Raw genomic sequence first — 19,299 nt, 5'->3', positions numbered from 1 at the left:
AGCAGGGACTCATTTATGCACTTTGTTCATCTTGGTATTCATACCGAATTTTCAATTACTGAATCTATCGTTCGGATACCTGATCTGATTAAAGCTGCAGTCAATGATGAAATGCCCGCATTGGCTTTGACGGATCTGTCAAACCTGCATGCAGCGGTTAAATTTTATGGTGCTTGCCAATCTAAAGGCATTAAACCAATCTTAGGCTCCGTCATTCGACTGAATGATGCCGAACATCGTGTGACCTTATTGGCGATGACCAATACAGGTTGGCGTGGGCTGACCGAAATTGTTTCCCGCGGTTTTATTGAAGGGCAACAACTTGATATTCCCTGCGTACAAAAAGACTGGGTGCTAGAACAACATCACGACATTATTGCCTTACTGGGCATGCACAGTGATGTGGGCAAAATGCTCTGCTCCTCCAATCCGCAAAAGGCCGAACCTTTACTCGAACAATGGATCGAAAAGTTTGGCAATCGTGTGTATTTAGCCCTGACCCGAACTGATCGCCCTTTTGAAGATGATTACATTGTAGAAGCGGTTAAGCTGGCAAAAAAATATAATATTGGTGTGGTTGCGCATAATGATGTGCACTTCATTACCCGTGAAGATTTTGAAGCACACGAAGCGCGCGTCTGTATTGCCGATGGTTACGTACTCGGGGATAACCGTCGTCCAAAACCTTATAGCCCTGAGCAATATTTCAAAACAGCAGCCGAAATGACCGAGCTGTTTTCTGACTTGCCAACTGCGATTGAAAATAGCTTTCATATTGCCCGACGTTGTAATGTCACGCTGCAACTGGGCAAATATTTCTTGCCGGATTACCCAATTCCTGAAGGCCATACCATTAACTCCTTCTTTGAGCATTTGTCTAAAGAAGGTCTAGAAGAACGCCTCAACCATTTATATCCAGTTGAACAACGTGGCGATGATTGGGCTGAAATTCGTAAGCCCTATGATGATCGTATTAACTACGAAGTCAACATCATTAACTCGATGGGATTCCCCGGCTACTTCCTTATCGTTATGGACTTCATTCAATGGTCTAAAAACAATGGTGTACCCGTAGGGCCTGGACGGGGTTCTGGTGCTGGTTCTTTGGTGGCCTATAGTTTAAAAATTACCGATCTTGATCCTTTACGCTACGATCTACTGTTTGAACGCTTTCTGAATCCAGAACGTGTCTCCATGCCCGACTTTGACGTCGACTTCTGTATTGCTGGCCGTGATAAAGTCATCGACTACGTGGCTCGTAACTATGGACGTGATGCAGTTTCCCAGATTGCGACCTTCGGCACCATGGCGGCCAAAGGTGCGATTCGAGATGTGGCCCGAGTCTTGGGTAAATCCTACGGTTTAGCCGATCGTATTTCTAAAATGATTCCAACCAAACCTTTAGGTTTGTCTCTGGAAGAGTCTATTGAAGCGGAACCACAACTCAAAGATATTGTGACCAACCCTTCGAACCCAGACAACGATGATGCTTCCGAAATTTGGGAAATGGCACTGAAGTTAGAAGGCATTACCCGTAATACAGGTAAACATGCGGGTGGTGTTGTCATTGCACCGACCAAAATTACCGACTTCTCTGCGGTACTCTGCGATGCGGATGGCACGGGTCGTGTTGCACAGTATGATAAAGATGATGTCGAAGCTGCGGGACTGGTCAAATTCGACTTCTTGGGTCTACGTAACTTAACCGTCATTGAAGATGCGGTGCAGAACATCAACAAGCATTATCCCTCTGAGATAGCACTGGATATTGCCAATATTCCGCTGGATGATAAAGACGCTTATTTAGTCTTCGCCAATGCCAATACCACCGCGGTATTCCAGTTTGAATCCGTCGGCATGAAAAAAATGCTCAAAGAAGCTCGTCCGAGCAAATTTGAGGAAATTATTGCCTTCGTATCGTTATACCGACCTGGCCCGATGGATCTGATTCCAGACTTTATTCACCGTATGCATGGCGGAGAATTTGAGTACTTACACCCCTTGCTGGAAGGCGTACTCGAACCAACCTACGGCATTATGGTATATCAAGAACAGGTGATGCAGGCAGCACAATACTGTGCCGGTTATACTCTGGGTGGCGCGGACTTATTGCGTCGTGCGATGGGTAAAAAGAAACCTGAAGAAATGGTCAAACAGCGCCAGATCTTTATTGAAGGTGCTGCGAAAAAAGATATTGATGAAGCCACAGCCAACCATATCTTCGACTATATGGAAAAATTCGCAGGCTATGGTTTTAACAAATCCCACGCTGCAGCTTATGCATTGGTTGCTTATCAAACTGCATGGTTAAAAGCCCACTATCCTGCCGAGTTTTTATCTGCGGTTATGTCTTCGGAAATGCAGAATACCGATAATGTGGTATTCCTGATTGATGACTGCCGTAGCAATGGTTTAGACGTACTGCCACCTTCGGTGAATATGTCACTGTACCATTTCCATGCGACCGATGAGAAAACCATCGTTTACGGCTTAGGGGCCATTAAAGGCGTCGGTGAACAGGCCATGCAGTCTGTGATCGACTCTCGACTGCAAGATGGTCCATATAAAGACTTGTTTGATTTCTGCCATCGTATTGATTTAAAGAAAATCAACAAACGTACCCTTGAAGCCTTAATCCGCGCGGGTGCATTGGACTGTTTAGGTATTGAGCGTTCTAGCTTGATGGCACAATTGCCTGAGGCCGTGCAAGCAGCGGAACAGGCACGAAGTAACCGTGAAACAGGCATTATGGACTTGTTTGGTGAGGTTGAAGAAGTTCAGCGTAAACCGGCCAAACCTGTCAAACCTTGGTCCGATGAAGTTCGTCTCAAAGGTGAAAAAGATACCCTGGGGCTATATCTCACAGGTCACCCAATTGATGTCTATCGCCCTGAATTAAAATCCTTTATTCCAGCCAAAATAAATGAACTCACACCGACACGTCGCGGTGTAACCACCGTCTTTGCCGGCTTGGTGGTTGATGTGGCTAACTTCCCGAACCGTGTCATGATTACCCTCGATGACGGAACATCCCGTATTGAAGTCTCTGCCAATCACGAACGTTTCCAGCGTTTTAAAGACATTATCGTGAATGAGCGTGTGGTGGTGATTGAAGGCGAAATTTATGAGCGTGAAGGTTTTGACCGTCCAATGGGCCGTCTGACCAAAGCCTTTAACCTGAATGAAATTCGCCAAAAACGTGCCAACAGCATTCAGATTAAATTACATGCTGAGCATCTGAGTAAAACCTTAAGCCAAGATTTACAAAAGCTCTTGCTGCCTTACTGTAATGTCGATATGTGTAATCATATTCCGGTGATCTTGCAACTGGATTATGCCTACGCTACCGCAGACTTACATTTAGGGATGCAGTGGAAAGTTGCCCCGCTTGATGAGCTTTTAAGTAAATTACGCGATTATTTTGGCAAAGAAGCCATCTATATTGAATATCAGGTGAAATCAAAAGCCGCCAAAGCCGTGAATTATGAACAGGCGAAACCTGTGCAAGTCCCACCGCCACCAGAAAACCTAAGTATGGATGAAGCGATGGACTTATATCAGGCAGATGTGAACCAATATTCTTAAAGATCAAGAAATTAAAACATTAATGGACGTGTCATGAATCAATTTGACAATACAGCCGTTGCTGACCATCTCTCGCATATCCGAATTGTGATGGTAAATACCACTTTACCAGCCAATATTGGCAGTGCATTACGTGCCATGAAAACCATGGGACTCAGTCAGTTGGTCTTGGTTGCACCCAAAACCTACCCGCATCCCGACATTGAAGCTCTGGCTGCAGGTGCAGTTGACCTAATTCCGCAAATTAAGATTGTGGAAACTTTAGAACAAGCCATTCAAGACTGTCATATTGTATTTGGCACCAGTGCGCGTAGCCGAACAATTCCTTGGCCATTGCTAGATGCGCGTCCCGCAGCAGAAATGTCGCTCAAAGCCGTAACCACCGAGCAACAAAATATTGCCGTGATTTTTGGACGCGAAGATCGGGGGTTGACCAACGAAGAGCTGGCTCTGGCCAATTATCATGTCACCATTCCTGTCAACACCGATTATGGTGTATTAAATGTGTCGCAAGCCATTCAAATCATCTGTTATGAAATGCGGATGGCAGCTCTTGCCTGTGTCGAACACACCGAAGACTCTGAAGCGATGATGCCTGTGACCGAGACGACCCAAATGCATTGGGATGAGCCACTGGTCACGCATGAACAGATGCAACAATTCTATCCGCATTTAGAGAAAATGCTTGAAGACATTGAGTTTTTAGATCCAAATAATCCAAGATTACTGCCTTTACGCTTGCGTCGCTTATTTGGGCGTATACAATTAGATAAAATGGAATATCATTTACTACGCGGAATTTTCAGTCGTGTACAAGCCTTAAATAAAGGCACATGGAAACCATCTGCACCTAAAACTATAGATAAAGAGGATTCGTCTGATGCTTAAACAGCTCAAAGAGGATATACAAGCTGTATTCGCGCGAGATCCAGCAGCCCGAAATACTTTAGAAGTTTTAACAACCTATCCAGGCATTCATGCCTTAATCATGCATCGCGTAGCGCATGAACTTTGGAAAAAAGAATGTAAAGGCTCTGCACGACTCCTTTCCTCTTTTAGCCGTTTTGCAACAGGCATTGAAATTCATCCTGGAGCCAAAATTGGTCGTCGTTTCTTTATCGACCACGGTATGGGTGTAGTGATTGGTGAAACCGCAGAAATTGGTGATGATGTCACGCTTTATCACGGTGTAACCTTAGGTGGAACCACATGGAATAAAGGCAAACGCCATCCCACTTTAGAAGATGGAGTGATTGTCGGTGCAGGTGCAAAAATTTTAGGACCTTTTACGGTCGGTAAAGGGGCAAAAGTAGGCTCCAATGCTGTAGTCACCAAAGCTGTTCCTGCGGGTACAACGGCCGTCGGTAACCCTGCGCGCTACATTAGCAAAGACCGTCCAAAAGATGAGGATGAAGCTCGCCGTCGTGATTATGCCGAAAGTATTGGATTCCAACCTTATGCAGCAACACAGGATCAATCGGATCCGATGCTGGAAGGCATGCGAGTTTTACTTGACCGGATTCAAAGCAATGAAAAACGTATGAATACCTTATGTCAGCGGTTATCTTTGCTAGATCCGAGCTTTAAAAAACAACAGTTGAACGAACAACCGTATAGTGAAGAAGAATTAAAAATTCTGGAAGATGTCCGCCGTGAATGTGAAGCACAAAGTGGCTCTTCCAAAGCATAAATACATCATTAAAAACCAACTGTAACACGTACGATATTGCATGTTCGTCAGAGTTTTCTTAGACTGACGAACATGCCGATTTATATCACTTTTAAAAGAAAGAATGGATGAATACTATGACGTTAAAGCCTCTGGCAATTGCATTAATTGCCGCATCATTTCTAACGGCTTGTAGCACAACCCCAAATAAGAACTCTAAAGAACCGATTATTTTTACCGAACCTGATACCACACCTCCATTTTATGCCCTCAATCCATTTGACTATGCTGCACCACCGCCATTTGAATTAGAGTTAAAACAAGCTGCTGCTCAGCCTGTAACAAAAATGGTCGTTTCTAGCTCGGCAAATCCGAATGAGAAAATTACTTTAGACACCAATCGCTTGATTATTCCTACCGTCAATAGCAATCAACGCAGCATGAAATATGCCGTGTTGGCAGGTGAAAATGAAATTGATATCACTGATATTGATGACTTTTTACAACTGGTCGAAGGTAAAGCCCGTCACTATCCACCACGTTTTAGCGAGCGTAAAGAACGTAAAGGATTTGAGGCCAAGTTAAAACAGGTGACACAAGAGCTGGATACTTTAGCCGTCCGTGACGATGCATCTTTTGATGTGCTGATTCGTGCATTTAAAGCCAGCGTTATGGCACGCAATTTAGACTTGGGTTCAGTGTATACCACCAAATCACTCACTTATGCACAACGTATTTTAAAGATTAACCAAGATGATGCTGAAGCCAACTTCTGGTTCGGTTTTGGTTTGTCTGAAGGTGGTGGTCAACGTGAAGCGATTCCATATTTAGATAAGGCCATGAAAGCTGGAGTTCAAGAAGCTTATTTGTCTGCGGCCAATAACTATATTGCAATGGAACAAAAGAAAAGTGCGATTCAAATCTTGAAAAACTACAAACTCAAGTACCCGCAAGAAGCCGCAGTGGCTGACCGCTTAATTAGCGAAATTGAAACGCAAGGGCGCTGGAATGTGTGGCAAGTGTTAAATCCACCTAAAGCATCTTAATTCATCTCAATACAAAAATAGATCGTCTTGTACGGTCTATTTTTTTGCAATGATTGAAAAAGCTGACAATTACCGTATGATTTAAAAAAAATCAACAAAATGTGATTGTCAGAACACGATATGCCAAAAAAAATCAGCCGTATTGCCCTATTTGCTGTATTGACCACGTCCCTGCTCACAGGTTGCCAAGTCGTTACAGTTAAAAATCAAGCAGTCAAAGTCACGATTACCAATGAACGTGAAAGTATTCTGACACGAGATAAATTAAGTGAAGCCAGCCTCAATGTTCTTTCTATGACAGGACGTGAAGCTAAAGTTTGTACAGTACAACCCACACAATGTGTGCAAGAATTACAACAAATCCCGCAAATTCAGGATGAACAACTTTTATCGACCGCCAGTGAACTTTATCTGGCACGTGCATTGGCACTTGAAGAATCATCTGAATGCAAGATGGGGATATTGGCCAATCATAAATCGGAAGAAAAGCAAAAAATTCAGCAAGAAACTTATCATAAATGTCTTGATGAAGAATTAGATATGCTTGATAAAAGCATCCGTTATAGCTACGCCTATATGTTTAAAACACAGCGTGGACCAGAAGACCGTATTTTTGATAACCGACAGGTACAAATTCGAGATTTCTATAACTTGGCGATTGCTAAACTATCGAATGCCTATACCCTTCGCCATCCACAAAAAGAAGTGGAGCGCCAAATTCAGATTGGTAAAAGCATCTATCAAATTGATTTCAGCAATTATCCTTTACTCAAAGAGCAAAAAATTGAACAATTAAAATCGAGCTATAATCTCAACTTTTCTGGATTACGTTCGATTAACCGCCGTGATGGCTTTGGTTCAGAGTTTGTGGTGGTGTTACCCGATGCCAATGCCGCAGACAATGAATTGAATCAATATATTATTGACCCCTTACATTATGCTTATAAAAGCGGAATTAATCCCAATATTCATCAAGCCCGCTACTTAGCAGCCACCTTTACGGCACAACCCAAATCAGCCACGTCTGTTCAGGATATTTTAACCCAGCCTGAATTTGTAATTCGAGCCTATGACCCTTATAAGTATGAGACCATTGAACTTGCTGGGAAAAAATATCCTTTAGCAGCCAACTTTTCGACGCCTTATGGTCTCTGGTTAGCCGAAAATAATTTGGGAAAAGCCGCTTATCTCACCTTGATTGACCGTGATAACCGCTTAACCATGCCGCATTTGTATATGCTTGAACCTTATAATCCCAACAAAAAAATTATTGTGCTCGTGCATGGCTTAGCCAGCAGTCCTGAAGCTTGGATTCGTTTGACCAACGACATTATGGGAGATCAGGTTTTACGTGAAAACTTTCAGGTTTGGCAGGTCTTTTATTCAACCAATATGCCGATTATAGAAAGTCGTTTCCAAATTTATGCCTTACTCAAACAGGGCTTTGCAGAAGTGAATGCCAATGCTGCTGCCAAAAAAGAGGCCGTTTTAATTGGGCACAGTATGGGAGGCATTATTGCTCGACTCCTAGTCAGCGATGCAGATGTGACCAAAAAAGCCATGTCCATGATGAGTAACCGTCAACTCAATAAATACAAAAACCTATCGATTGTTTCTGACCGTATGCATATGCAAGATATCCCGAATTTTAGCCGTGCAATCTTTATTTCTGCACCGCATCGAGGTACGGCCTATGCAGACCTGTGGTTTACTCGGGCAGCACGTAAAGTCATCAAGCTGCCTGGGGCTTTTTTAACAGCGGTCAGTGATACGCTGCAAAGTCAGGATCTCGATTTTAGTGATTTAGCCAAGCAAATTGATCAAGGGCTGATTCAAAATGGTCCAAGCGATTTGAGTCATAAATCCAAATTTATGGCTCTAACTTCGGACATTATGCCGCGTAAAGGTTTGTTATTTCATTCTATTATGGGCAATAACACCAAAAGTGACGACCTTAATCTTATTACAGATGGTATTGTTCCCTATAAAAGTGCTCATCTCGATGGAGCTGTCTCAGAGAAAATTATTAAAGGTGGACATTCTATACAAGAAACCCCTGAGGCCGTGCTGGAGTTAAGACGTATCCTACGCTTACATCTGGTACAACTCGGACTCTATAAGCCATAACAACCTGTGCTCGCCCATGTTCTAAATACGTAAACATGGGCTAATTTATTTGATTCTTCTCCTGATTTTTCATCCTCCCCATTCATTAGAATGGTTTTGAATTACTATTCTTTTCATTTGATTATATTAGCGCTAAGGTAAATGCCATCGGCTTAGACTGAAAATATAAAAATGTTTGAAAACCAAGTTACCGTTGTAAAGAGTGGTACTTCAGGTATTGAACATACTTTTGCCGAAAAGGTACAAAAGTTTGAGTATTAAGCCTACAAGCTGATCAAACCGTTGATCATGCTGGTTGAGTTATAGAAACTGTAGAAATAGGAAGTCATACGGATTTTAAATCTGTATTTTGACAGATAGCATTTCTGCAAGTTAAAACTGAATGTAAGAAATTTAAATATATTCAGCTACTTAAATGAATAAAACCGAATATATCAGTTCCCTATCTTGCCCATGTCTTAGCGTTTAGACATGGGCATTTTTTTAAGCTTCGTTGCAGGTTTGCATTTAAGGAATCAGACCTTGTTTTTTAGCTTCGGTAACAGCTTCCAGTCTAGAACGTACGCCTAGCTTGTTATAGATATTACGTAAATGCCATTTCACCGTATTCACGGACAAGAAAACCTTATCGGCTAACTCTATGTCGGTACAACCTTCACTCACTTTAAGTAAGATTTGCAGTTCACGTTTAGACAAGAGTTCAGAATGAATGGCAATGCTATCTTCCTTCTCTTCCCCAGATTCAACCGCAGCACCCCTCCCCATGGACGTCAGCATGTCTACAAATGCCAAAAGTGACGAATCTTTTTTCTGTTTGCCTTTCAAGATAAATTTTTCAAACTCTGCTAATAACTCAAATAACAGAGGATGTTCATCCAAGACAATACGCACGGCTTTGGTTGGCTCTAACAGCACTAAAGCCTGTTCCAAGAAAATATATGCTGCCTCCAGCTGATTCAAACGATAATCAGCCAAAGCCAACAGCAGTAAAATCCGTACTCGTCTTAACGGATAAGACAGAATTCGGGCAAGTTCCAGCTCCAGAAATTGTTTTGCTTGTTGTTCTCGATCAGTAAAAATCAACTGACGATACAGTGCCAAGTCATCTCCGGTAATGACATTCGAAATATTTAATGCCTTGCTCACGTGCTGTTGGCAGAGGTCTTCTAGATGCAATGCATCTGTTTCTTGTAATTTTTGATTTTTATCAAACCATTGATATTGATCATAGATCGTCTGTACGGTCTGACTCAGCCGCGGCATAGACCAGTCATTGGTACAAATTTGGGATTGGGTTAAACAGGCTTGTTCCGCCTGCACATTGCCTTGAATATGTGCCACACGTAATAACAACTCAAACCCGACAATCGCAAGGTCAGGGATAATCAGTTGTTCACCATTATGAAAATACTGCAAGGCCTTATCAGCCAGTGAAATCTCATTGAGATCATAATACAAACTTGCTTTCACGCTGCTGGTAATCATATTAACGATTGGTCGTAAAAACTCTTCTGAGCTTAATTTCAAATAATCTTCACTTTTCCCAATCAACTCAAGTTTGAGCAAAGCCTTGTCTAAATGACCTTCCAGATAATCACACAGCGCTTCAATACAGTCTGTGATAATCAGACCAAATACATTTTGCCCTTGTATATAGGCTGCCCGGGTTTGGATAATAATTTTTCTGGCTTCAGCAATTTTACCTAAACAAATATGATAAAGCGCACCAATGCCAATTAGAGGAGCACGCACAAAATAGGAGCTTTCAGACAGTTGAGCAACATTTTGTTGTGCCAATTCATAGGCTTGTTCTATTTCATCACCCATCAATGCAATCATTGGTGCAAGTGCCAATTGATCATCCCCAACCACACAATCCTTGCTCTCAATTTTCAGCCACAGCTGTAAATAATGATTGGCGAGCAAATGTTGATGGGTAATGGTTAATGACCAGATTGCATCATAGAGTAAAGGAATTTTTTGTAGTAACAACTCATCGGGAATTATTCGCACCAATTCCAATAAAGTATAAAAACGCCCTTCTAGGATGAGTTCACGACTCACAGCACTCAGCAACTCTAAAACCAGATGCTGATCTTGAGCATGTTGTGCGTGATAAATCGCTTCCATGAGGTAATGTTGCTGTTGATACCAATACGCAGCACGAATATGTGCTGCTTTGTAAGCATCCAAGTTGATATTTTTAAAACGGTTTTCCAAAAATTCGCGGAATAAATGATGAATACGATACCATGTCCGCTGTTCATCTAAAGCCTGTAAAAACAGCCCTTTATGATTCATCAGCTCGAGCAATTTAGCCGATGCTGGGTTCTGTGCCACTTCAGAAATGTTCGCTAAACAGATTTTCCTTAATACACTGATGTTTAATAAAAAATCCTGCATTTCGTCTGAAAGCTGAATAAAAACCTGCTCACTCAAATAATCTACTATTTGATTATGCGCACCACTTAAACTTTGAATGACCGCACCCGCATCATGGTGATGCTTCAAATACAAATTGGTCAGTTGGATGCCTGTGAGCCAGCCTTCGGTTTTCTCGATTAATTGTTCTGCCAATTCAGGCGTTAAGCTCACGTGATCAAAATTTTGTTGTTGAAGGAAGTGTATTAACTCTGCACTATCTTCCGCCTTTACGCTGAGATGCCCTTCTGTGACTAGCTGTAAGCGCCCTGAAAGATATTCTTTGGTAAAACTCCAATTCGGCTTCACTCTGGATGCAATGACCATATGACAGTTAGAAGGTAAATACTGATACAGCCACCAGAGAATATTTAAACACTCTTGATTTTCAATGGTCTCGAATTCATCAATAAAGAACACAATTTCTGTCTTCATTTCTGAGATTTTTTGGCACAGTTCTATAATATTGGGTTTGTGCACCTGACCATCAGGCACCGAATTGAGCTGATCCAGCCCTAAAAGGGCTAGCCATAAATATTGGTACAGGCGGATAGGATCATTATCATCGTTATCTAAAGTCAACCAACGGACACTTTTTTCTTGGGCAATCAACGCTTCGCTGAGTTGATACATCAGAGTAGTTTTACCATAACCCGCCGCTGCATGGATAAAAACCAGAGAAGATTGACAATATTGCAGCATATGCCCTAATAGCTTAGGACGCTGCATAGCCGTGTCTCCGATTATACTTGGACGGCTGAGTTTAGTTTTTAACACTTGCATTTCAATACATCCAATCTTTCTTATTCAGTTCCATCAGTAAATTTCGACTCCTTGAAATTTAACATCGCATTAACATCACGGTTCAAACAATGAGGTTAGTGCCTTTAACGAAAGTATGTACAAGTTAAAGCAAGGCATAGCCTGCCTACAATATGAAATTAAACCAAAATCATGATTTCTAATACATCTTTCACAGAATTAAAGTGTCTAATTATCGAACAATTGCAAATCCATTCTTTTGAATGGTTTGCTAATTCTGAAACATTGCTATGCTCAAGTACATGGAAATAACAGATAAACGTAAAGTTTGGCGTTCTGATATCTCATTATCAAATAAAGACATACATGGAGTTTGTCATGAGTATTGCACAATCAATTAAGCATCAAGATGTACTTTTAACAGTGAACCTAAAACGTGAAGGCGAAGTCGTTAACGCTTTACCCGGTGTTCACGTAAGCCCATGTTTTTTAGATGCAGACAAAGGTATCTGGGTACTTTATGCGCGCTTTGATGCGGGTACACTTTTACCACGCCACTTCCACACAGGCTCGGTGCATTTCTTAACAACTAAAGGCTCTTGGCATTATGTAGAATATCCTGAAGATGTTCAAACTGAAGGCAGCTATTTATATGAACCGGCCGGTTCTATTCATACCTTCTATACTCAAGAAGGTACTGAAGGTTTCATGTACGTTGAAGGTGCAAACATCAACTTAAACGATGATGACTCATTGATGTTTATCATGGATGCAGGTTGGATTGAGCGTACGATTCACGCAGTTGCTCAACAAACTGGTCAAAAAGTGCCTCGTTACATTAAACCAGGCAATGGCGCAGACTTCAGCCAAAAATAAGTGTATAAGAACCTTTAGCACCCGCTACGGGTTCTTTTTCATTATTAAAATAACAGCTACCAAGGATGAATGAAATGTTTGGCAAAATGATGCATCAATCTTTGTTGATTAGTAACTTACTAGAACATGCAGCAAAGTATCACTCTGACACCCCTATTATTTCACGCGAAGTGAATGGTCAAATTACGACAACCAACTGGTTGCAAGTACAACAAAACAGTAAACGCTTAGCCAATGCATTTACGACGTTTGACCTAGACGCTGGTGACCGTCTCGCAACCATCGCATGGAACAACCATCGCCATTTAGAAACTTGGTATGCTGTTTCGGGTAGTGGTTATGTTTGCCATACCATTAACCCTCGTTTATTCCCAGAGCAACTGGTCTTCATCATTAATGATGCTCAAGACAAAGCGATTTTCTTTGATTCAACATTCTTACCACTGATCCTTGCAATTCAAGGCAAAGTTCCAACGGTTGAACGCTTCATCTGCTATGGTTCACGCGATGATAAAATCGTAGAAGCCTTACCCGATGTACTTTTCTATGATGAATTGATTCAACATCAATCGACCGAATTTGATTGGCCACAATTTAGCGAAGAAACCCCAAGTTCACTTTGCTACACATCTGGTACAACAGGTAACCCGAAAGGCGTGCTTTACAGCCACCGCTCAACCTTATTGCATACCATGGCCATTAGCCTACCAGACTCATTAAATCTGTCTGCTAAAGACATCACCATGCCTGTGGTTCCAATGTTCCATGTAAATGCATGGGGCGTACCTTATGCTGCGGCAATGGTGGGTTGTACCATTGTACTTCCAGGCCCTAATTTAGATGGTGACAGCTTAGTTAGCCTCATTGATGATTACAAAGTAACTGTAGCACTTGGTGTACCTACGATTTGGCAAGGTCTACTCGCTGCGGCGAAAAAACGCGGTACCAAATTAGAAAGTATGACCCGCAATGTGGTTGGCGGCGCAGCTTGCCCACCTTCAATTATTCGTGACTTCAAAAACAACTACGATTGCGACACGATTCACGCTTGGGGAATGTCTGAAACCAGCCCATTGGGTACAGCGAATCAGCCTAAAGCCAAACACTCCGCTTTAAGTGCTGAAGAATTTGAAAAATTACGCTTAACCCAAGGTCGTCCACCATTTGGTGTTGAATTACGCATTGTCGATGGTCATAGCACCACTGCTCTTCCAAATGATGGTCACACTCAAGGTAATTTACAAATTCGTGGTCCATGGATTGTCGATCATTACTTCAACCAAGAAAAAAGCGCATTAACTGCGGATGGTTGGTTCGATACAGGTGACATCGCAACAATTGATGCCGATGGTTATATGAGTATTTGTGACCGTGCCAAAGATTTAATTAAATCTGGCGGTGAATGGATTTCATCTGTTGAACTTGAAAATATTGCGGTTGGTCATCCAGAAGTTTGTATGGCTGCGGCGATTGCAGCCCGTCATCCAAAATGGGATGAACGTCCAATTCTGATTGCGGTGAAACAAGAAAATTCAGGTATCACCGAAGAAGAAGTGCGTGCCTATTTCGAAGACAAAATTGCACGTTGGCAGATTCCTGATGTGGTGATCTTTGTTGATTCACTACCTGTCAATGGTACAGGTAAAATTGTAAAAGCTGAGTTACGTAATCAGTTCGGTGATGTGCTGCTAAAAGATGAAGTTGCTTCATAACAACTTTAGCTTACGAGGATTTTAACATGACAAAAAATTCAATGAAAACAGCTTGGGTCACTGGCGGTAGTAGTGGTATTGGACTCGAGTTGACCAAACGTCTCCTCAAAGACAAATACCAAGTTTGTATCTTTGCCCATGCTGGTATTGAACAAGCCGTAACAGCGCTACAAAAAATCGCACCGGCTGTGGCTGGCTTTGAAGTTGATGTACAAAACGAAACAACCATGGAAACCAAGTTTGCAGAAGCAACTGCGACCTTTGGCACCCCAGACCTTGTGATTAACTCAGCAGGGATTAGTATTGCCAAGAATTTCGATGAAATGACTTCGCAAGAATTCGAAAGACAGATCAATATTAACCTTGTGGGTAGCCGTAATGTCGCACATGCCGCACTACCACACCTCAAACAAGCCGTACAGCAAGGCAAGCGTCCTAAATTTGTCTTTATTGCTTCTGCTGCTGGTTTAGTGGGCTGCTATGGTTACACTGGCTACTGCTCATCTAAATTTGGTGTGGTCGGTTTAGCTGAAGTCCTTCGTATGGAATTACGTAGCCAAAAAATTGATGTTGCCGTGGTTTGTCCACCAGAAGTGGAGACCCCATTGGTGGCTGAAGAGCGTAAGAATGGCTCACCAGTTACAGCAGCATTAAAACAACTGGGTGGCAGCATGCCAGTAGAAAAAGCCTGTAAAGAAATTTATGAGGGAATTTTCTCTTCTGAATTTATGATTATCCCAGGTACACAAGCGCGTATTCTCGCAAAACTTTCACGAGTATTGCCTGATCTTTATCGCAATCAAATCGATAAAAAATTAGACAAAATCATACAAAGATTTGCATCTTAATTGATGTATTGGTTCAGCTATGAAATGTAGCTGAACCAATCCCCTAACAATAATGAACTCAGTACTCGTCATGGGTAAGAGTCTGCGAAAATCTGCTCATATAACGACAGACACGCAAAATTCAGATGCATGTTTGAACGATGTACCGCTATAAAATTGACGTGCCCTTCAATTTTAAATGCCGATTTTTATAAAAATGTCAGAATAATACAGATGCTCAAATGGGCAACAGAAAAAAATGTTCTGAAAAACTGAATTTAAAACAACACTCATAAGGATAATGAGATGACAATCAACACGTCTAAAACCGCATGGATCACTGGTGGTAGCAGTGGTATTGGTCTTGAACTCACTAAACGGTTACTGAAAGATCAATATAAAGTCTGTATTTTTGCCCACGCAGGCATAGAACAGGCGGTCAAAGAATTAACAAAAATCTCGCCTTCAATCTCTGGCTATGAAGTTGACATACAAAATGAAAACACGCTGGACGAAAAGTTTGCAGAAGCCGCTGCAACCTTTGGCACACCGGATCTTCTGATCAATTCAGCAGGTATTGTGGTGGCTAAATCATTTGAAGAGATGACTTCCGAAGAATATCTGCGTCAAATTCGAATTAACCTGATTGGTAGTCGTAATGTGGCTCATGCGGCGTTGCCTTATTTAAAACAAACTGTTCAAAAAGGCAGACGCCCTAAGTTAGTTTTTATTGCTTCGGCAGCAGGCTTGGTCGGCTGTTATGGCTATACTGGCTATTGTTCCTCAAAATTTGGGGTGGTCGGTTTAGCCGAAGTCCTTCGCATGGAATTGCGTAGCCAAAAAATTGATGTTGCCGTGGTTTGCCCACCAGAAGTGGAAACCCCAATGGTGGCCGAGGAACGCCAAAATGGCTCACCAATTACAACGGCTTTCAAACAAATTGGTGGCAGCATGCCTGTAGAAAAAGCCTGTAAAGAAATTTATCTTGGTATTCATTCAAATGATTTTGTCATTATTCCGGGTACGCAAGCGCGCATTTTGGCCAGAATTTCACAACTCCTTCCTGCAACTTATCGCAGCCAGATTGACAAAAAACTTGACCAGATCTTGCAAAAATTAGCCTCTTAAAAGACGACTACTTTAGTGTGTGAATGCATGCCCTAAAATAAAAAAACCGAACACTTAGGTTCGGTTTTTTATCACCCTGAGATGGTGAAACTACATTTCCGCCATCACCCCCATAATGCCATTAATAATCATATCAATCGCAATGGTTCCGATCAGCAGTGCAGACAAACGCCCGACAATATCGACATAGCGGTCAATGTACTTGGCATGTTTATACCTTAAATGATCATGTGAGAACTTCATAAGAATCATTAAACTGCACGTCAGTGCCAGCGTGAAAAAAATCACCAATGCTGCACCACCCATGGGTAAGGACATACCCGTAACCACAGCCGCACTAATTGTTCCTGGTCCAATCATAAAAGGCATGGCAATGGTGCCTGCCAGATGCTCTGGCGCACCGCGCATTTCACCAATGGTATCGGCTCCTTGAAACACGTAGCGATAGCCAATCACCAAGAAAATAAGGCCACCAAATATTTGAAAGGCTTCAAAACGCACATTCAAATATTTACTGAAGATGGTCTCACCTCCCCATGCAAACAACATAAACACCACATAAGCAATCAGACAACCCTGAATTAAAGCCTTGTTAAAGACTTTCGCCTCAGAATTCCGAATCATGCCAATCATATAAATGCTCATCAAAAATGGATTGAGCAGAGAAAAGAACAACGCAAAAGCATGTAAATATGATGTATACATAATTTCCCCCGATTAGCCTTGAGGATCTGGGAACAAAGGACGGTTTCCTGGACTGATGCGATTAATATGCAGGAAGGTCATATGTCGTTCATATCTATCCAGAATATCATTAATCACCTGCTCTTTGGTGTACCCCACCAAATCATTTCCTTGTGAGCCTTCATACAAGTAGGTTTCCAAACGGAAATAAAAGCGTTTACCCAGTTTGCCACGTTCACTAAAGGTTGGTGCAATGTAACGTACAGGCCAGATCTGATAGACAAAGTTCTGCTCTTCTTCCAGATGAATCATGACATCTAAATGGTAAAGATTTGGATCTTGCTCCAAAGCCGTTTGCTGCACATCAATATTGATACCGCGTTTTCGCATTTCATCCGCAACGGCCATCACGGCTGGCTGACAAATCTCATCGAGCATGCGTCTGGTATCTGTTGTTCCGGGGTGATGCATGACTCGAGATAAGCGTTTTTTCCAATTCAGAATATCCACATTACCGACCACGGGTGCAGCATTCAAACTGCTACTGGCTTGACGATAATCTTCCAGTCTTAAAGACTTATACAGTCCCGCCATCACCAAGAACATGACAAAACTAAAAGGAAGTCCCATGATAATAGTGGCATTCTGCAATGCCGTGATGCCATTGGTCATTAACATGGCCAAGGTTAGCAAACCAATTGCCACCGCCCAAAATACACTGAGCCAGCGCGGTGCATCATGATCGACATTGGTAAATTGGGTGGTGAAATTCCCCAGAACCAAGGCACCTGAATCGGCAGAAGTTACATAAAATAAAAGACCCGTAATCGTGGCCACACCTGCAATAAAGGGGAACCATGGATATTGTGCGAGTAGGTCATAAAATCCATGGGCAGGATTGGCAATCACAGTTTGCGCTAATGCGAGATTTCCATCAAAGATTACATTGTGTAGTGCACTATTTCCGAAGATGGACAACCAGGTTAAGGTAAAAAATAACGGAATAATTAAAGTACCGCTAACAAATTCCCGGATGGTACGTCCACGAGAAATACGTGCCAAGAACAAGCCCACAAAAGGCGACCACGCTACCCACCATGCCCAGAAAAATAGCGTCCAACTGTTCATCCATTCTTTGGGTTGCTGAAAAGCAAAACTTTCGAGCGTCATACTTGGGAAACGGCTGATATAGTCGCCAATATTTTGTACAAAGGTATTCAGTAGAAACTCTGTATTGCCGAGGAACAAAATAAACAGCATTAAGCCCACAGAGACATAAATATTGATTTCCGAGAGAATACGCAAACCTTTATTAACACCAGACGTCACTGAAATAATGGTCATCACCACGGCAACGCCAATAAGCGCGGCCTGCATCCATATATTTTCAGGTAAATCAAACAGCACATGCAGACCATAATTCAGCTGTACGACACCAATACCGCAAGTGGTGGCAATCCCGAAAATAGTACCAATCACGGCGGCGGTATCTACACTATGTCCAATCGGACCATGAATTTTTTTACCAAAAATCGGGTAAAGTGCTGAGCGAATCGTGAGAGGTAAATTGTAGCGATAACTGAAGTATCCGAGTGCCATACCAATTAAGGCATACATGCACCACCCAGTCAGACCATAATGAAATAAAGTCCAAACCATACTCTGACGGGCTGCCTCGAAGGTCTGCCCCTCACCCACGGGTGGATGCATATAATGCGATAAAGGCTCAGCCACCGAGAAGAACATTAAGTCAATGCCAATCCCTGCGGAGAACAGCATCGCAGACCAACTGAGCAAGCTAAATTCAGGCTTGGAATGTTTCGGTCCGAGCTTAATATCACCATAACGTGAACAGGCAATAAAAATTACAAAGACCATATACAGTGTGGCAGCCAGCAAATAATACCAACTGAAAGTCGAACTGACCCAAGCCAATACTGCATTTAGCGTTTGGTTGGCAAAGTCATTAAATAAAATGGTTGTAATTGAAAAAATTAAAATAATGAGAGCTGAAATATAAAAGACCACACCATTTAAACGGTCTTTTGGCGCCAATGTTTGATCATCAACTGCTCTTGGATTATCTGTTGCCATACAATCCTCAAGATAGTAAATACAAAGTTGAGTACCAATTTTTAAACTTCTCGTGGTCGAGAGCTTAAAAATCGATAAGTGAAATACGACAGTAATTTTATCTGCAATAAAACTGCTATCTTCATCAAACCTAAAGGTTTGCTGTTTTGGTTAGCTTGAAAAATATGTGCCGCAGTGTAACAAACCGCTGTCCATGACTTGGTATTGATAACATATGGCTACATTCTGACTACAGGAACAAACGATCAATCTCCTTATCTCAGCTTTAGAAGCCCTATTGAGCACGGTGACTTGCTTGCACATAGCTTGAGAAAAATAATCTCCGCCTTTTTGCTGAAGTCATTCCAACCCAAGCTTCTAAATCTATC

At 42.1% G+C, this 19,299-nt stretch carries 12 protein-coding genes; 9 read left to right on the top strand and 3 right to left on the bottom strand.

From position 1 onward, the window contains the following. Positions 1-15 precede the first annotated feature (15 nt). The 5 genes from dnaE (at position 16) to ACX17N_RS05550 (ending at position 8,427) form a co-directional block, all read left to right on the top strand. On the top strand, positions 16-3,585 hold the full coding sequence (gene dnaE / locus ACX17N_RS05570; RefSeq protein WP_458891565.1) for a DNA polymerase III subunit alpha: 3,570 nt from the start codon (positions 16-18) through the stop codon (positions 3,583-3,585). A gap of 33 nt (positions 3,586-3,618) precedes the next feature. Continuing rightward, entirely contained in the window at positions 3,619-4,473 is an 855-nt protein-coding gene (locus ACX17N_RS05565; protein ID WP_458891564.1) for an RNA methyltransferase, read from the top strand. Continuing rightward, entirely contained in the window at positions 4,466-5,275 is an 810-nt protein-coding gene (gene cysE / locus ACX17N_RS05560; RefSeq protein ID WP_458891563.1) for a serine O-acetyltransferase, read from the top strand. Before ACX17N_RS05565 ends, cysE begins: the two co-directional genes overlap by 8 nt. Positions 5,276-5,391: 116 nt before the next feature. Next, positions 5,392-6,300 carry an ABUW_2363 family tetratricopeptide repeat lipoprotein gene (locus ACX17N_RS05555; RefSeq protein ID WP_458891562.1) on the top strand — a complete coding sequence of 303 codons (909 nt, stop codon included), beginning with the start codon at positions 5,392-5,394 and terminating at the stop codon, positions 6,298-6,300. 120 nt (positions 6,301-6,420) lie between these two features. Beyond that, positions 6,421-8,427 (top strand): esterase/lipase family protein, encoded by a 2,007-nt coding sequence (locus tag ACX17N_RS05550; protein WP_458891561.1) that lies wholly within the window; start codon positions 6,421-6,423, stop codon positions 8,425-8,427. A gap of 507 nt (positions 8,428-8,934) precedes the next feature. On the opposite strand, the gene ACX17N_RS05545 is transcribed toward ACX17N_RS05550, so the two are convergent. Continuing rightward, positions 8,935-11,577 (bottom strand): LuxR C-terminal-related transcriptional regulator, encoded by a 2,643-nt coding sequence (locus ACX17N_RS05545; protein ID WP_458891560.1) that lies wholly within the window; start codon positions 11,575-11,577, stop codon positions 8,935-8,937. A gap of 411 nt (positions 11,578-11,988) precedes the next feature. Between ACX17N_RS05545 and ACX17N_RS05540 the strand changes: the two genes are divergently transcribed. The 4 genes from ACX17N_RS05540 to ACX17N_RS05525 all read left to right on the top strand — a co-directional run bounded on the left by ACX17N_RS05540 (position 11,989) and on the right by ACX17N_RS05525 (position 16,153). Next, positions 11,989-12,486: a 2,4'-dihydroxyacetophenone dioxygenase family protein gene (locus tag ACX17N_RS05540; RefSeq protein ID WP_458891559.1), complete on the top strand. Its 498-nt coding sequence runs from the start codon at positions 11,989-11,991 to the stop codon at positions 12,484-12,486. A gap of 74 nt (positions 12,487-12,560) precedes the next feature. Then, complete coding sequence (locus ACX17N_RS05535; protein ID WP_458891558.1) at positions 12,561-14,198, top strand: long-chain fatty acid--CoA ligase; 1,638 nt, start codon at positions 12,561-12,563, stop codon at positions 14,196-14,198. Between the two features lie 26 nt (positions 14,199-14,224). Further along, the gene (locus tag ACX17N_RS05530) at positions 14,225-15,046 is read left to right on the top strand and encodes an SDR family NAD(P)-dependent oxidoreductase (RefSeq protein ID WP_458891557.1); all 822 of its coding nucleotides are present in this window, start codon (positions 14,225-14,227) and stop codon (positions 15,044-15,046) included. 285 nt (positions 15,047-15,331) lie between these two features. Beyond that, a complete protein-coding gene (locus tag ACX17N_RS05525; protein ID WP_458891556.1) occupies positions 15,332-16,153 on the top strand; it encodes an SDR family NAD(P)-dependent oxidoreductase in 822 nt (273 codons plus the stop codon). Positions 16,154-16,243: 90 nt separating this feature from the next. Here the strand turns inward: ACX17N_RS05525 and ACX17N_RS05520 are convergent, their stop codons facing one another. After that, positions 16,244-16,858, bottom strand: coding sequence for a MarC family protein (locus tag ACX17N_RS05520; RefSeq protein WP_458891555.1), 615 nt, complete (start codon positions 16,856-16,858; stop codon positions 16,244-16,246). 12 nt (positions 16,859-16,870) lie between these two features. Beyond that, positions 16,871-18,931 (bottom strand): choline transporter, encoded by a 2,061-nt coding sequence (locus tag ACX17N_RS05515; RefSeq protein ID WP_458891554.1) that lies wholly within the window; start codon positions 18,929-18,931, stop codon positions 16,871-16,873. Positions 18,932-19,299: the final 368 nt, after the last annotated feature.

Source organism: Acinetobacter sp. GXMZU3951 (genome assembly GCF_054457875.1).
This window is presented reverse-complemented; position numbering and strand designations above follow the sequence as displayed.

Coding starts and splice junctions, on each gene's coding strand:
- dnaE (WP_458891565.1), top strand. CDS start 16: ATGCACTTTGTTCATCTTGGTATTCATACCGAATTTTCAATTACTGAA.
- ACX17N_RS05565 (WP_458891564.1), top strand. CDS start 3,619: ATGAATCAATTTGACAATACAGCCGTTGCTGACCATCTCTCGCATATC.
- cysE (WP_458891563.1), top strand. CDS start 4,466: ATGCTTAAACAGCTCAAAGAGGATATACAAGCTGTATTCGCGCGAGAT.
- ACX17N_RS05555 (WP_458891562.1), top strand. CDS start 5,392: ATGACGTTAAAGCCTCTGGCAATTGCATTAATTGCCGCATCATTTCTA.
- ACX17N_RS05550 (WP_458891561.1), top strand. CDS start 6,421: ATGCCAAAAAAAATCAGCCGTATTGCCCTATTTGCTGTATTGACCACG.
- ACX17N_RS05545 (WP_458891560.1), bottom strand. CDS start 11,577: ATGCAGCGTCCTAAGCTATTAGGGCATATGCTGCAATATTGTCAATCT.
- ACX17N_RS05540 (WP_458891559.1), top strand. CDS start 11,989: ATGAGTATTGCACAATCAATTAAGCATCAAGATGTACTTTTAACAGTG.
- ACX17N_RS05535 (WP_458891558.1), top strand. CDS start 12,561: ATGTTTGGCAAAATGATGCATCAATCTTTGTTGATTAGTAACTTACTA.
- ACX17N_RS05530 (WP_458891557.1), top strand. CDS start 14,225: ATGACAAAAAATTCAATGAAAACAGCTTGGGTCACTGGCGGTAGTAGT.
- ACX17N_RS05525 (WP_458891556.1), top strand. CDS start 15,332: ATGACAATCAACACGTCTAAAACCGCATGGATCACTGGTGGTAGCAGT.
- ACX17N_RS05520 (WP_458891555.1), bottom strand. CDS start 16,858: ATGTATACATCATATTTACATGCTTTTGCGTTGTTCTTTTCTCTGCTC.
- ACX17N_RS05515 (WP_458891554.1), bottom strand. CDS start 18,931: ATGGCAACAGATAATCCAAGAGCAGTTGATGATCAAACATTGGCGCCA.